12 protein-coding genes are annotated in these 14408 nt (G+C 44.0%); 2 read left to right on the top strand and 10 right to left on the bottom strand.

Annotated features, from left to right (window positions below; all coding sequences use genetic code 11):
* Nucleotides 1–5: 5 nt before the first annotated feature.
* The 5 genes from AC6I2O_RS09865 to AC6I2O_RS09845 all read right to left on the bottom strand — a co-directional run bounded on the left by AC6I2O_RS09865 (nucleotide 6) and on the right by AC6I2O_RS09845 (nucleotide 5528).
* Complete coding sequence (locus tag AC6I2O_RS09865) at nucleotides 6–1286, bottom strand: hemolysin family protein (protein ID WP_120391663.1); 1281 nt, start codon at nucleotides 1284–1286, stop codon at nucleotides 6–8.
* 99 nt (nucleotides 1287–1385) lie between these two features.
* The gene (locus tag AC6I2O_RS09860) at nucleotides 1386–1733 is read right to left on the bottom strand and encodes a type II toxin-antitoxin system PemK/MazF family toxin (protein WP_120391662.1); all 348 of its coding nucleotides are present in this window, start codon (nucleotides 1731–1733) and stop codon (nucleotides 1386–1388) included.
* 131 nt (nucleotides 1734–1864) lie between these two features.
* A complete protein-coding gene (gene alr / locus AC6I2O_RS09855) occupies nucleotides 1865–2974 on the bottom strand; it encodes an alanine racemase (protein WP_497742969.1) in 1110 nt (369 codons plus the stop codon).
* A 118-nt stretch (nucleotides 2975–3092) separates the two neighbouring features.
* Complete coding sequence (locus tag AC6I2O_RS09850; RefSeq protein WP_497742554.1) at nucleotides 3093–4613, bottom strand: NAD(P)H-hydrate dehydratase; 1521 nt, start codon at nucleotides 4611–4613, stop codon at nucleotides 3093–3095.
* Between the two features lie 279 nt (nucleotides 4614–4892).
* Nucleotides 4893–5528, bottom strand: a complete 636-nt coding sequence (locus AC6I2O_RS09845) for a redox-sensing transcriptional repressor Rex (RefSeq protein ID WP_120391659.1) — start codon at nucleotides 5526–5528, stop codon at nucleotides 4893–4895.
* A gap of 139 nt (nucleotides 5529–5667) precedes the next feature.
* Here AC6I2O_RS09845 and AC6I2O_RS09840 point away from each other — a divergent pair, with 139 nt between their 5' ends.
* On the top strand, nucleotides 5668–7581 hold the full coding sequence (locus tag AC6I2O_RS09840; RefSeq protein ID WP_497742553.1) for an ABC transporter ATP-binding protein: 1914 nt from the start codon (nucleotides 5668–5670) through the stop codon (nucleotides 7579–7581).
* Nucleotides 7582–7680: 99 nt separating this feature from the next.
* On the opposite strand, the gene AC6I2O_RS09835 is transcribed toward AC6I2O_RS09840, so the two are convergent.
* The 3 genes from AC6I2O_RS09835 to AC6I2O_RS09825 all read right to left on the bottom strand — a co-directional run bounded on the left by AC6I2O_RS09835 (nucleotide 7681) and on the right by AC6I2O_RS09825 (nucleotide 11777).
* Nucleotides 7681–10251 (bottom strand): response regulator, encoded by a 2571-nt coding sequence (locus tag AC6I2O_RS09835; RefSeq protein WP_497742552.1) that lies wholly within the window; start codon nucleotides 10249–10251, stop codon nucleotides 7681–7683.
* Nucleotides 10252–10669: 418 nt separating this feature from the next.
* Entirely contained in the window at nucleotides 10670–10945 is a 276-nt protein-coding gene (locus AC6I2O_RS09830; protein WP_120393875.1) for a helix-turn-helix domain-containing protein, read from the bottom strand.
* A 73-nt stretch (nucleotides 10946–11018) separates the two neighbouring features.
* Nucleotides 11019–11777 (bottom strand): DNA adenine methylase, encoded by a 759-nt coding sequence (locus tag AC6I2O_RS09825; protein ID WP_120393876.1) that lies wholly within the window; start codon nucleotides 11775–11777, stop codon nucleotides 11019–11021.
* An 807-nt stretch (nucleotides 11778–12584) separates the two neighbouring features.
* Between AC6I2O_RS09825 and AC6I2O_RS09820 the strand changes: the two genes are divergently transcribed.
* Nucleotides 12585–13583 carry a tyrosine-type recombinase/integrase gene (locus tag AC6I2O_RS09820; protein WP_497742551.1) on the top strand — a complete coding sequence of 333 codons (999 nt, stop codon included), beginning with the start codon at nucleotides 12585–12587 and terminating at the stop codon, nucleotides 13581–13583.
* Nucleotides 13584–13636: 53 nt separating this feature from the next.
* Here AC6I2O_RS09820 and AC6I2O_RS09815 read toward each other — a convergent pair whose 3' ends face one another.
* Together AC6I2O_RS09815 and AC6I2O_RS09810 are read right to left on the bottom strand one after the other, a co-directional pair.
* Nucleotides 13637–13762, bottom strand: coding sequence for a CD1375 family protein (locus tag AC6I2O_RS09815; protein ID WP_497742550.1), 126 nt, complete (start codon nucleotides 13760–13762; stop codon nucleotides 13637–13639).
* A gap of 3 nt (nucleotides 13763–13765) precedes the next feature.
* A complete protein-coding gene (locus AC6I2O_RS09810) occupies nucleotides 13766–14173 on the bottom strand; it encodes a hypothetical protein (protein ID WP_497742549.1) in 408 nt (135 codons plus the stop codon).
* Nucleotides 14174–14408: the final 235 nt, after the last annotated feature.

Genomic DNA, 14408 nt, shown 5'->3' with positions numbered 1-14408 from the left:
GAATGTCACTCCTTTTCCTCTTCCTTAGATTTTGTTATTCTCACAAGACGTATCATCTTGTTTTCTACCTTTAATATCTGGAACAGATAACCGTATGCCGTAATTTCAAACCGTTCTCCGTCTGCCGGGATTCGATCCAGTCTGGAAATCAGCATTCCGTTCAAAGTATCGTATTCCTCGTCTTCCAGCGTAATTTCAAGCGTATCCTTCACTTCATCAAGCGGAGCCATGCCATCCATCAGATAGCCGCTGTCCGCATCTCCACGGATAAGCTGGATATCTCTGTCGTATTCATCCTGAATATTCCCGACAATCTCCTCAAGGATATCTTCCATCGCCACAAGTCCTGCAGTCTCTCCGTATTCATCTACGACGATCACCATCTGCAAATGCTCTGCCTGCATGCTGCGGAATAAAAGGTTGATTCCTCTCGTTTCCGGAATAAAACGGGCTGTACGAAGCAATCCCGGTATATCCTTGATCAGCCAGCTGTCGTATTTCTCCATCGTGTGGAATTTCATCGCATCTTTAAAATGCAGAATCCCTGTAATATACTCAATACTTCCGTCATAAACCGGAAAACGCGAAACAGGCTCACCTACCATAAATGAAATCGCATCCCGCAGATTCGTGGTTCCGCTAATGCCGATAATATTTTTCCGGTGCGTCATGATATCGCCTGCATTTTTGTCATCCAGCTCAAAAATATTCTGGATCATCTCTGCCTCTCTCGCATCAAGGACCCCCTGCTCATGGCCTTCATTTACCATGGAGATGATCTCATCTTCCGTGACCTCCTGTTCAAGAGAACGCGGATCAATGCCAAGCAGACGCACGCAAGCGTCAGAGAGGGCTGTCATCACAAAGGTAAACGGCGATAAAAGCGCAAGAATCCTCCCAGCCAGACGATAACGGCGCATAACCCAGTGTATGGCATTTTTGCGTCCCAGCATCTCCGGTACGGAATTTCCCGCAAGGTAAAACAGAATCATCAGCGCCGGGAGCAGAAACCAAGGAGAAACACGCTCCGACAAACGGCTGCAAAAAAATCCTGCTCCAACATATGTAACAGCATGGAGCAGCCAGCATGTATGCTTCAGCCTTACAGACTGCTCGCGCAGCGCTGATATCTCGTCCGGAGGTTTCTCCTGCTCTGAAAAAGCAGGCTGCAGCTCTGTGTCCGATATATGGTGCAGCGCGGAAGCAAATGCAGTCATAATAAAATCAAATAACAATAAAAGAATTAAAAGTGCGGCCCCTGATAGATACCCCGCATCACTATCCATAAAGTATATAACTCCTTCAAATTCGGATACATCATCAGATACATTAATTCAATATAGCATTTTCCCTATCATTCGTCAAGAATTGAAATCCCCGGAAACTTATGTAATCAGTTCCAGACTCACCTGAAGTGCCTTGTCAACCCTAGAAAGCAAAGGCTCATCCAAATGACACACCCGGTCCCTGAGACGGCGTTTGTCGATTGTCCGAAGCTGTTCCAGAAGAATGACGGAATCCTTTACAATCTGATATTTTCCTGCTTCTATTTCCACATGGGTAGGCAGCTTCGCCTTGTTCATCTTCGAAGTAATCGCGGCACAGATTACGGTAGGGCTATGTCGGTTGCCAATGTTGTTCTGAATAATCAGCACCGGACGCACACCGCCCTGTTCTGATCCGACTACCGGACGCAGATCCGCATAAAAAATGTCTCCTCTTCTAATATTCACACAATTCACACTCCGATACAAGGATTTTTGTACTCTTTATATTCTCAGTATTTCCCTGTTTCTTCTGTATATACACCTATGTGAAATATTTTTCAGACAACCTGATTCATTCAAAAATGATTCCTTCACTCTTATCTGATATATTTCCTTGGAACCCTTTTTCCGATATCGCAAACAAACTCATAAGGAAATCTTCCCGACAGCTGATCCAGCTCCTCCAGCGTAATCTCCTCATCCTGATCACGTCCAAGTAGCGTCACCTCATCCAACACGTGCACGTCCAGTCCAGTAACATCCACCATAAATTGATCCATACATACGCGTCCCAGAATCTTCGCGCGTTTTCCACCTATCAAAACATATCCTTTGTTGCTCAGGCTTCGTGGATAGCCGTCCCCATAGCCAACCGGAATGGTCGCAATCTTCATTTCTTTTTCCGCAGTAAATGTTCCGCCATAACTGACCGAAGTTCCCGGTTCTATTGTCTTCACGTACACAATATGAGATTTTAATTCCATGGCCGGACACAGCTTTACGAACTTCCGGTTCACCTCATTCGATGGATAAATGCCATAAATACTGATTCCGGCTCTCGCCATATCCATATTTGCCTCAGGAATCTCAAGAATCCCCGCGCTGTTGGAGCAATGCCTGATCAGTTTCTCAAATCCCCGTTTTTTCAGGTCAGCGCAAAATGCTGCAAATCGTTCAATCTGAGTCTTCGTAAAGGTTTTATCCGTTTCATCTGCCTTCGCAAAGTGTGTAAAAACACCTTCTATAAAAAGCCCCGGCAAACGACCAATCTGCTCTGCCAGGTCTGCCCCTGGCCCGTCACAGGTCACACCAATCCTGGACATTCCCGTATCCACCGCCACATGGACCGGAGCACAGACACCTGCCTTCCCGGCTGCATCGGAAAATGCCTGTGCCATTTCATATGTAAAAACAGCCGGACGAATACTATTTGTCGCCATCCACTCATAATCTTCCTCAAAGGTATAGCCCAAAATCAGCACCGGTTTTTTAATTCCGGCCTCTCTTAATTCCCTGGCCTCCGAGACAGCCGCCACTGCAAATCCCCAAATATAGTCATACGCCTCCGTCATCTGCGCAATCGGAACCGCGCCATGCCCATACCCGTCCGTCTTTATGACTGCCACCATCTGCGTGTCCTGCCTCAGATTTTTTTTCATATTGCTGAAATTCTCCGCAATTGCATCCATGTGGATATATGCGGTCATCCTTCCGTGTTTTTCCATACCCTGCCCTGGCCTTTCTGTTCCTGTTTCCGGTATTCTGTCCGTTCTGTGTTTTTATCCCTGTTCTTTATTTTTGTATTTCTGGCAATTTAATATTCCTTCACAGCTCTGCCTTCTCCGCCGTCACATCTGCTGCCTTTAATACCACACCGACCTCCTCTGCAATATCTCCGGCAAGCATACCGTACGCACTAGATTTCCTGCGCGCTTCATCTCCCGCAAGGCCATGCAAATATACGCCCACAGATGCCGCCTCAAACGGTGACATTCCCTGTGAAAGCAACCCCAAAACAATTCCGGTCAGTACATCCCCCGAACCCCCGGTCGCCATGCCGCTGTTTCCGGATGTATTCACATATATGCTTGCCCCATCCGACACAACTGTTCTCGCATCTTTCAGGGCACAGATCACCTTGTATTCTTTTGCAAATTCGCAAACTGTATTTACAATATCCTTCAGAAATTCTTCTTTATTCATACCGATCAGCCGTTCCATTTCGCCGACATGCGGCGTCAGAATAACCGGCGAACGCACCTTTTTCAGAATCTCTGTCTCTTTTGCCAGAAGGTTCAGCCCATCGGCGTCAATCACCAGAGGCTTATCATACTGTGTAAGAACATGTGTCAGTATTTCTCTCTGTATCTCTCCCGTACCAACCCCCGGACCAATCCCAGCCACATCCGACCATGCAAGCGCTGCCATCAGCTCCTGCTCTGGAAAAGAATCTCCTTCCCATACAGTTACAATCGCCTCCGGCAGATACGTCTGAATCACCTGGCGGTTACTTTCCGGGGTAAATACTCTGACAAGGCCACATCCCGTCCGATACGCTGCCCGCGCGGCAAGACATGCAGCACCGCTCATTCCTTTGCTTCCCGCGATCAGAAGTACCTTCCCGTACGACCCTTTATTGGAATAAGGTCTTCGCTTTGGAATGTATGACAGATCTTCCTTTGTATAAGTAAAAACATTGGATGGATTTTCTTCTCCCGTAAAATACTGTGCCGATATCCCAATATCACGACAGACAATTTTGCCGCAATAAGAAGCGCCCGGATATAACAACTGCCCCATTTTGCGGTAAGCAAACGTTACCGTCAAATCAGCCCGAACTGCCGTTCCCAAAACCTGTCCGGTATCGGCAGAAACACCCGAAGGAATATCCACTGCCACAACATGAGACGACTGCCGATTGATCCACTCAATCAGCTCTAGATACGGTCCTTCTATGTTTCGGGAAAGTCCAATGCCAAAAATGGCATCTACTATAGTAGTATATTCACGCATGTGTAAATTGGTGCTGATTTTTATTCCACAATTTTCACAAATTTTCTTCTGAATTCTTGCTTCTTCTGACAAAGCCTCTTCTTTTCCGACAAAAACTACCGTAACGTCCACACTGCGCTGTACAAGCAGCCTCGCAACAGCAAACCCATCCCCACCATTGTTCCCGGCTCCGCATACGACTAAAACCTGTCCTTCCAGATATCCCTCCCGCTCCATCTCCTCCGTCGCACACAACGCAGCCCGCTCCATCAAAACAAGCGCAGGAATTCCGAGTTGCTGTATGGTACCACTGTCGTATTTTTTCATTTGCAATGCATTCACCAGAAATTCCATAATAAGTCCCTTCTTAACATCTATATATACAAAAACCTGTATACTTCACGGCACGAGAAGTATAAACTGCCCCCGTCCATGCTATACAGGCCCTAAACGCCAAAGGCCTTTTCAAGCCTCTCCGCTCACTATATATTTATGATTGATTCGAAACACAATTTCAAAATCAGAACCATGATAAAATATACAAAATAGGGGACTTGTTTGCCTCGAAACCCCGTTTTTGCGCGTTTTATCATGCTCCGTCCGTTTCAGTGACCTCTCGCTCTCACAAATCGCTTATCGTTTTTCTGCATGTGTCAGCTTATAAGAAAGCTGCATCAGGCTCTCTGATAAATGGACATTCTCCACAACGACATCCTTTGGTAGATGAAGATCCGTATGCGCAAAATTCCAGATCGCTTTCACACCGTTTTCAACCAGCATTGGAGCTACCGACTCTGCCCCGCTTTTGGGAAGCGTAAGCGCGGCAATCTGAATCTGATTTTCTTCTATAAACTCCGGAAGCTCTTCTATCATGCGGATTTCAATGCCACGAACTGACACTCCGCGCAGTCTGGAATTTACGTCGAAAATACCTTTTACCAGAAAACCCCGCTTTTCAAATTTGACATAGTTAGCCAAAGCCTGTCCCAGATTTCCGGCTCCTATGATAACCATATTGTACGTCTTGTCAAGACCAAGAATCTTTCCAATCTCACTGTGAAGATATTTTACATTGTATCCGTACCCCTGCTGGCCAAATCCTCCAAAATTATTCAAATCCTGACGAATCTGTGAAGCAGTCACATTCATCATATCACTCAGTTCATTCGATGAAATGCGTTCAACCTTTGCCTCCAGAAGATCACCAAGATACCGATAATACCGCGGCAACCGTTTCACTACTACTTTTGAGATTCCATGTTCGTCCACTTTTTACGCCTCTTTCATCTTTTACATATAGAGTTATTATACTAAACCATGAATTTTATGTCAATCAAGTATCCAAATATTGTCTTTTTTTCAATTTTCGTTATAATAAAAAGAGATTCTATATATAAGGAGTAAACTTATGATACTTTCATGTCAGAATATAACAAAAGCCTTCGGTACAGATGTGATTATTTCCGGCGGCTCTTTCCATATCGAGGAACACGAAAAAGTCGCTGTTGTAGGAATCAATGGTGCTGGCAAGACAACTCTTTTGCGGATGATCATCGGCGAATTTGAACCGGACAGCGGCACGGTGGCACTCTCACGTGGAAAAACGATCGGCTATCTGGCACAGCATCAGGACGTAAACAGCACTGCCACGATCTATGAGGAACTTCTCTCGGTAAAACAGGACGTTCTTAGAATGGAGCAGCGTCTGCGCGCCATGGAGCAGGAAATGAAACATCTTTCTGGTACTGAGCTGGAAGCGCTTATGGAACAATACAACCGCATTTCTATGGAATTTGAACATCAAAACGGCTATGCGCTGCAAAGTGAAGTAACTGGTGTCCTCAAAGGTCTTGGTTTTCTGGAAGAAGATTTTTCCAAACAGATCTGCACGCTCTCCGGCGGGCAGAAAACACGGGTAGCTCTTGGACGGTTACTTTTATCCAAACCGGATCTCCTGCTTTTGGACGAGCCGATCAACCACCTGGATCTGACCTCTATTGCATGGCTGGAGACGTATCTTCTGAACTACAGCGGCGCTGTACTCATCGTCGCACACGACCGCTATTTCCTGAACAAGGTAGTCTCGAAAGTCATCGAACTGGACAATGGCCGTATCACCTCCTTTTCCGGAAATTATACGGATTATGCTGAAAAAAAGGCACAGCTTCGTGAAACAGCGTGGAAGGCCTACCTCAACCAACAGCAAGAAATCAAACACCAGGAAGCGGTCATCGCCAAATTGAAATCTTTTAATCGTGAGAAATCAATCAAACGCGCCGAGAGCCGTGAAAAAATGCTTGAAAAAATCGAAGTGCTTGAAAAGCCGGTGGAAATCCGCGCAGATATGCATCTTCATTTTTCCCCTCAGATCACAAGCGGAAACGACGTACTCAAGGTAGAACATCTTGCCAAATCCTTTCCGGGGAACCTGCTTTTCTCTGATTTGAATTTTACGATCAGCCGCGGTGAAAAAGTCGCAATTATCGGTGATAATGGTACAGGTAAAACCACGATCCTGAAAATTTTAAACGAACTGGAAGCAGCCGATGCCGGCGCTTTCACACTGGGAAGCCGCGTACATATCGGCTATTACGATCAGGAACATCAGCTTCTCCATATGGATAAAACGCTTGTCGAAGAAATCTCTGACGTTTATCCGGACATGACAGGAACAGAAATCCGCAACATTCTGGCTGCTTTTCTGTTCACCGGTGATGATGTGTTCAAACGTATTCATGATCTGAGCGGCGGAGAACGCGGACGTCTTGCTCTGGCAAAACTCATGCTCTCAAAATCAAACTTCCTGATTCTCGATGAGCCGACAAACCATCTGGATATTACCTCAAAGGAAATCCTTGAGGAAGCCATACGTAATTATTCCGGAACGGTCCTGTACGTATCCCATGACCGATACTTTATCAATCAGACTGCCTCCCGTATCCTCGAACTGAAAAATCAGACTGTGATCAATTATATCGGCAATTATGATTATTATCTGGAAAAAGCGGAGGAACTGACAAAAGTATACGCCCCGACGCCTTCCAATCCTGGAAGTCAGCAACCAGATACAGCCTCTTCGCGCGAAAGCTGGGCACGCCAGAAAGAAGAACAGGCCAAAGAACGCAAACGCCAGAACGAACTGAAAAAAACAGAAGACCAGATTGCTTCTTTAGAAAAACGAAGTGCAGAAATCGACACATTAATGTCCAAAGAAGAAATTTTTACCGACATGGCTAAATGCCTTGAATTGAGCAATGAAAAAGCCTCAGTTGTGGAAAAACTTGATATGCTGTATGAAAAATGGGCGGAATTGTCTGAATAAATACTATTTTTCATTTCAGCTCCTTCTGCCATCAATCAAATGGGACGGTCACATCAGGAATACATTTTTCCGGGTGTGACCGTCCCATTTTAAAATTTTTTAATTCAGATGCTTTTTTAACAGGCGGGCAATCTCGCCGATATCAATAGGCTTGGCGACATGCGCATTCATGCCACAATCCAGACAATGCTGAATATCCTCTGAAAAAGCGTCTGCTGTCATCGCAATAATCGGAATCGTAGAAGCATCGGAACGCTTCAATCCCCTGATTGCTATTGTGGCTTCATAACCGGTCATGACTGGCATCCGGATATCCATAAGGACTGCATCATAGTATCCTACTTTTGACGCCTGGAATTTCTCTAAGCAGATCTGCCCGTTTTCTGCCCATTCAAGCTCCAGTCCAAGATCAGACAACAGTTCGCTGGCAATTTCCCAGTTAAGATCATTATCCTCAGCCAGGAGGATACGCCGTCCTTTCAGAGCACTATCCTGTTCCGGTACATCATCCTGTGACGACTCAAGCCCTGTCACAAACGGACGCAGTCCATAAAACAACGTGGACTTAAACAACGGCTTTGAGATAAATCCACTGATCCCGGCTTCGCGCGCCTCTGTCTCAAACTCACTCCAGTCGTAAGCTGAAATCAGAATAATCGGAATCTCTTCGCCAAGTCTTTGCCGGATCTCTTTTGCCACCTGAATACCATCCATGCCAGGCAATTTCCAGTCAAGTAAAATAATCTGATACTCTTCCCTCTTCTGATGATGCGTTGTTATCATTTTTATTGCGCTTTCACCGCTCAATGTCCAATCCGCATTGATCCCAATTGATTTTAACGCATCCACAGCAGTCTGACATAACAATTCATCATCATCCACCACAAGCATATTCCAGGCCGGAAGTACCATATCCTCTTCCACAATCTGTGCTTTTTCAAAATCAAGAATGACATGGAACTCTGTGCCCTTGCCAAGCTCGCTTCGTATCTCGATCTTCCCTTGCATTGCATCTACGATATACTTTGTGATCGCCATTCCAAGACCAGCGCCCTCTGTCTTGTGGATTCTGGCGCCATCCGCACGGCTGTAGGAGTCATATATTTTGTTCAGGAACTCCTGAGACATTCCGATTCCATTATCCTTGACTCTGATATGAATTCTGACGTAATCCTCGCCTTTGGGGGACTCCTCTTCTATCATACATAATTCAATTGCCCCGCCCTCCGGCGTATATTTTGTCGCATTCGACAAAAGATTGAGCAATATCTGATTCAGACGCACACTGTCACAATAGACGTTTTCAGTCACAATATTTTCAATATGTACGTCAAAACTTTGTTTCTTGGCCTTTACCTGTGACTGCACAATGCTGACAAGCCCTTCCACAACCTCACGCAGGGAAACCTGATCCATCGTGAGTGTCATTTTACCGCTTTCTATTTTTGACATATCCAGTACATCATTGATCAGCCCCAGCAGATGCTTACTCGACATTGCAATTTTTTTCAGACAGCTATATACCTGTTCCTGGTCATCTATATGGGACACTGCTATCGCAGTCATACCTACAATCGCATTCATCGGTGTGCGGATATCATGGCTCATATTAGAAAGAAATTCACTTTTTGCCTTCGATGCCTCGACAGCAGTCTGTCTGGCCTCCTCAAGCTCCTGAAGCTGCTGACGCGTCAGTGCAAAATACCGGATAAAAATCAGGATCAACAAAACAAGTATTGCGCCGCACGCTGCCAGAGTCACCACCATACGCTGAACACTTAAGCCGTTCACAGCCTCATCCAGCTCACTGTATGGCATCACCATAATCAGATACCACTCTGAGAAGGGCAACGGTGTTCCATAAACCTGCCTCAGCCCTTCTTCCAAGGATATAATAGAGGAATAGGCAGTTCCCTCCTCCGCCGCAGACGCAAGCCCTTCCAGATAATCTGCCAGCGTCTTCTCAGAACTATCCGTGCCATCATGCGACAAAGTAATTCCAAAATGCTCCAACAGCTCTGTATTGGAATTACTGATCACAAAACTTCCGTCTCTTCTTAATATATGGCAGTACAGCAAAGACTCTTCATCCTCCAAAGAAAGTGTGTCGCTGATATACTTTTTCGGAACAGCTGCCACCACTGCGGTACTCATTTCTCCATTTTTCATAGGATACTCAGCTGAAACTCCAAAAAGCACCACCTCATTGCCCGAGGAATCGTATCCAAGCGCAACTCTTTTCTCTCCTCTGTTCAGAGCATCCAGGAAAGGTTCCGGGTTAAGCGCCTGAATCGACTCCCCATAGAGCGTATCAAAGGTACCATCCTCAGAACACATAGCCAGATAATCAAAATCTCTGACCTGCGCTCTGTAAATCAGCTCCTCATACAGCTTTTCTGCATTGGCATCATCTTCCAGCTGCACAACCTCCACCAGACCCTCTACCTGTCGAAATCTCAATTCTATCGTCGTCTCAAAATGCTTGCACAGCTCTTCACCCATTCCGGTCATATACAACTCACCGACCTCATGAATCGTCTGCGCACTTCTATTGTTCATAAACAAAGCCAGAAAACCAAAGACAATGGAGCTAAATAGCACCAGCCCGATAAAACTGGCCGTCAGAAAACGGGTTGTCTTGTTTCTTATCTTTATATGGTTATGCTCCATCCGTGCTTTATCCCTCCTGAATTTCACGTATTATCCGACACGAAACCACTGTGTATTTTAACATATCAGCAGGCATATGGTCAAGACTTATGATTGCTTTCAGAACTTCAGCACCTTTCAGCCCCCCCTCCCGACTTTAAAAAAACAAAGCTTTGTCCGAAATATTTTCGTCGTATTTTCCGTCCGACACGTTCCATGCATTTTTTCCATCATACGCTTTGTGTTTACCAGGCCAATATTCGTGCTGTCCTCTTTCCTCTCCAGCTGTCTGATTTGATTTTCAAATGTAGCCGCCCAAAATTTTTGTCAAAAATATTCAGAATAAGTGTCAAAAAAGTTCTATTAAAATTTAGTGTGATTTTGACATTTATTCTGATTACAAATATCCTTTCCAAATCGGAGAATGGGCGGTGATTTCTCACCGCCCATTCTCTGTCCTCTTCCGATTTCCATGCTCTTCAATTATCAGATGCTTACCCGTCTTTGGCATTCTATTCGGTACCACTTCTATCAAATCACTAACAGAGCATCCTAACACTTCACATATCCGATCAATGTGTTCCACCCGTAGACTAACCACAATTTCATGGTACCACTCATTAATGGTATTGGGTCGTATTCCAGTCAGTTCTGATAATTGTCGCTGAGACATGCGGCGTTCGCCAAGAAGTTTTGATAAATGAATCCTAACCATAATAATGCCCCTGATAGATACTATCATAATTCGTTGCATTATTATTTATTTTGATATTTTATAACGAATAACGTTATACAAAATTTTTAATAATAAGTTCCCTATATCGCGGCTTTACTTCTTTCTGTACAAGATTATTCATCCTATCCACTTCAATAATCGTATAGTCTTTGTAAAGTTCTCTAATATAGTTACAATCATTATATGACAAAATAAACTTACCATTGATTTTATCTAATGCCGCTTTTAGTCTCTCATGGTCTTCTGGCATGAATCTATCAGGATAATATTTCTCGGTTTCATAATATGGTGGATCAAGATAAAATAATGCGTCTTTTTTATCATAATTTTTGAGTATTTTTTGAAAATCGAGATTTTCAATAATCACTTTATTCAATCTCTTAGCAACTTCATTTAAATACTCTTTTGCCTTTTCCATATTTCGTGAACGCATTCCAAATGAACGCAGGTCTGTACCAAAGCTCTCTTTAATCAGAACAAAAAACCTTGCTGCCTTTTGAATATCTGTCATACCTCTAATTTCGATCTGCTCTCTTGCATCAAAAAATTGTTCTCTTGATATGAATATGTACTGTAACTCTTCCTGAACAGCTTCTGGATGATATTTAATGCAACGAAACAGATTAATAAGATTCCCATTGACATCATTATATACTTCCATATTGGCATGGCTGTCAGAATAAAAAAGCACCCACCCAGCACCTCCAAAAACTTCTATATACCGATTATATATCCCAGGTTCAGGGAATTGCTCGACAATCTTCTTCCTAAGTGCTTTTTTCCCTCCAATCCAACTCATAAAACTATCCATAATTACATTCCTTCTTTCATAATAATGTGGGGCATTATTATAGAAAGTAATATGTTTACAAAACACGAAGATTGCAATTAAACAGGTAGATATATTAAGTATATCTGTTACGACCAAAGAGTCCGCTGGTACGCTTGGTGGATATTACGCGTTGGCTGATATCAGTAAAAATGCAATCGCTCAAAGCGCAAAAATTATTATACCTTTGGGAGGGTGCCGAGCAGATAACATAGGCGGTTACGCAGCTGTTGCATCCCCATATCTTAGCACTGGCGCTGGATTGGCCTGCAAGTTATGGGCGGTCAACTCAGCATCTGCCGATACGTATTTAATGTCATTTGTGTGCTTGTCATGACAAACACGCATATGATAAAAATCGTCAGGCAGGACGAGATGATTACCTGTACTATTCCATCGAGTGTTATTTGTCCCCTAAAGTCAAAGGTAGGATAGCTATTATTTTATCTGCCCCGCCAGGTCAGCAATATAAGCATATCCGCTTGTCAACCCCATTGATGCGTCTGTTTTTAAAATAACCCGCCAGCAGTTTGGCATATCAACTATGGATGACACTGCGGTAGATGCCCACTCATTGGAGCTGGGTGTGAATATTCTTGCAGACGATACGGTTAATGTGTGTGACTTATAATGTTTCGGGATTATTATGGTAAACCCCATTCCGTTGATCATATAACCTGGAAGCCACGATCCAGAGAAGGCACCTGTGACAAACATATTCGTGTTTTGTAAATATCTTACTGCACCCTCTTCTCCTACCGACTAAAATAGAGTCAAAGGAGGGATTTTATGGATTTACGCACAACTATAATTGACAACATATCTATGTCTGTGAGAGCCATTCTCACTGATGAACAACTACAAGCGGTACAGGATGCGCTCACTCTACAGCTTAATGCTTATGAGATTCAGGAACGTACAACCGAAGTCACTGTAATTGATAATACTCCCGATTCTATGTTATCGAAATTTATCGCAACGAAGCGCATAGAAGGCAAATCTGAAGCCACCGTGCAAAGGTATCGGGATGCCTGTTATTTAATGATTCACAGTCTTTGCAAACCGCTTTACGAAATTACGACTTATGATTTACGGTATTACCTCGCAGACTATAAGCGCTGCCGTAAAGTCAGCAATCGTACCCTTGACGGTATCCGACGCTGTTTCTCAAGCTTTTTTAACTGGCTCTCTGCTGAAGGGTTGATCGGGCGCAATCCATGCGCTGCCCTATCTCAGATCAAATACACAAAAGTAGTCAAAAAACCGTATACTGGGCCAGAGATGGAACGCCTGAAACAGGCCTGCACTTCTACCCGGGATCTTGCCCTGTTGGAATTTCTGTATGCCTCCGGTTGCCGTGTCTCGGAAATTGTACGTCTCAACCGGTCTGATATCAACTTCCTGACCCGCGATGCGGTTGTCTTGGGCAAAGGAAATAAAGAACGTACTATATACCTTACGCCCGTTGCCCTTATGCACCTTCAGGACTACCTTAATGCCAGAACGGACAGTAACCCTGCACTCTTTGCAGGATTAAAGGCACCACATAAACGCCTGTCCAAAGCTGGGATTGAAACTACGTTGAAACAGATCGGTAAGCGAGCTGGCGTGGAAAACGTGCACCCTCACCGATACCGCCGTACTCTTGCTACAAACCTACTTGACCGCGGTGCTAATATACAAGACGTTGCAACAATCCTCGGTCATGCTGATTTAAAGACTACACAGATTTACTGTTATATTAGTCAGCAGAATGTTCAAGCAGCATATCGCCGGTACGCTGCCTGACATATGTACCGCCTTTTTTAACTCCGGGGTTCCCTCCGGAGCTATTAGTATGCCTACTGTGCCAAATCAGGCAAATCTAGTTCGATCAACACCTGCTTTACCTGTTCTTTAATCCGTATAGGAACATCCTCAATACTCTTAAGTCCTTTTTTTATCAATTCTGAATATATCTTCACCATATTTTATACCATCCCTTCATAGATCTCACATAATGCCATCTGTGTATCTGTCAATTGTGCTTCAATAGCATCCAACCGTACTTCCGTATCATCCTGCTTACTCAATACCGCAGTCACCAGCTTTCCTGTGGTCGGCTCCTGTATTTCATCCTGCGTGCATCTGATTACTGCATTAAGTTCCTGTCCAATACTCTCAAGCCGTGTATATCCATTGTAAATAGCCAATTCGTCACCTGATTCAGATAACAGTTTCATTTTTGTTGTCTCTTCCTCTGACATCAGCAGTGTATTCAGCATATCCAAGCTGTCCTCACCCGGAAGAAATTTAATTATTACTTTTTTACTGTCCGTAATGATGCCACATATAACAAGTTCCAGCTCCTTTCCAGAGCCAAGTTTAATTTTTTCCATATTTTTTCCTTTCTGGCCAGTTCACTTGACCTAAATAATGATTAATAATTGCATTACAAAACACGAATTTCATTACTACAGTTACAAGTATTTCAGGTACTGAAAATAATTATTTCTATATTCCCAAAAACCAATCTGGATATTTGCTCTTTTCAGTCATAGCAACTGGACAAGCAGATGTAGCTGTAGAAAGTATTGCTGTTGTAGGCGATTATTACACAATCAGATGCAATAC

This window comes from Blautia sp. St.27G3, assembly GCF_059728505.1.
This window is presented reverse-complemented; position numbering and strand designations above follow the sequence as displayed.

Bases quoted from the DNA above. Each gene is read 5' to 3' on its own strand.
- AC6I2O_RS09820 (WP_497742551.1), top strand. From the start codon at position 12,585: ATGGATTTACGCACAACTATAATTGACAACATATCTATGTCTGTGAGA.
- AC6I2O_RS09850 (WP_497742554.1), bottom strand. From the start codon at position 4,613: ATGGAATTTCTGGTGAATGCATTGCAAATGAAAAAATACGACAGTGGT.
- AC6I2O_RS09830 (WP_120393875.1), bottom strand. From the start codon at position 10,945: ATGGTTAGGATTCATTTATCAAAACTTCTTGGCGAACGCCGCATGTCT.
- AC6I2O_RS09835 (WP_497742552.1), bottom strand. From the start codon at position 10,251: ATGGAGCATAACCATATAAAGATAAGAAACAAGACAACCCGTTTTCTG.
- alr (WP_497742969.1), bottom strand. From the start codon at position 2,974: ATGACCGCATATATCCACATGGATGCAATTGCGGAGAATTTCAGCAAT.
- AC6I2O_RS09825 (WP_120393876.1), bottom strand. From the start codon at position 11,777: ATGGATAGTTTTATGAGTTGGATTGGAGGGAAAAAAGCACTTAGGAAG.
- AC6I2O_RS09810 (WP_497742549.1), bottom strand. From the start codon at position 14,173: ATGGAAAAAATTAAACTTGGCTCTGGAAAGGAGCTGGAACTTGTTATA.
- AC6I2O_RS09865 (WP_120391663.1), bottom strand. From the start codon at position 1,286: ATGGATAGTGATGCGGGGTATCTATCAGGGGCCGCACTTTTAATTCTT.
- AC6I2O_RS09840 (WP_497742553.1), top strand. From the start codon at position 5,668: ATGATACTTTCATGTCAGAATATAACAAAAGCCTTCGGTACAGATGTG.
- AC6I2O_RS09815 (WP_497742550.1), bottom strand. From the start codon at position 13,762: ATGGTGAAGATATATTCAGAATTGATAAAAAAAGGACTTAAGAGTATT.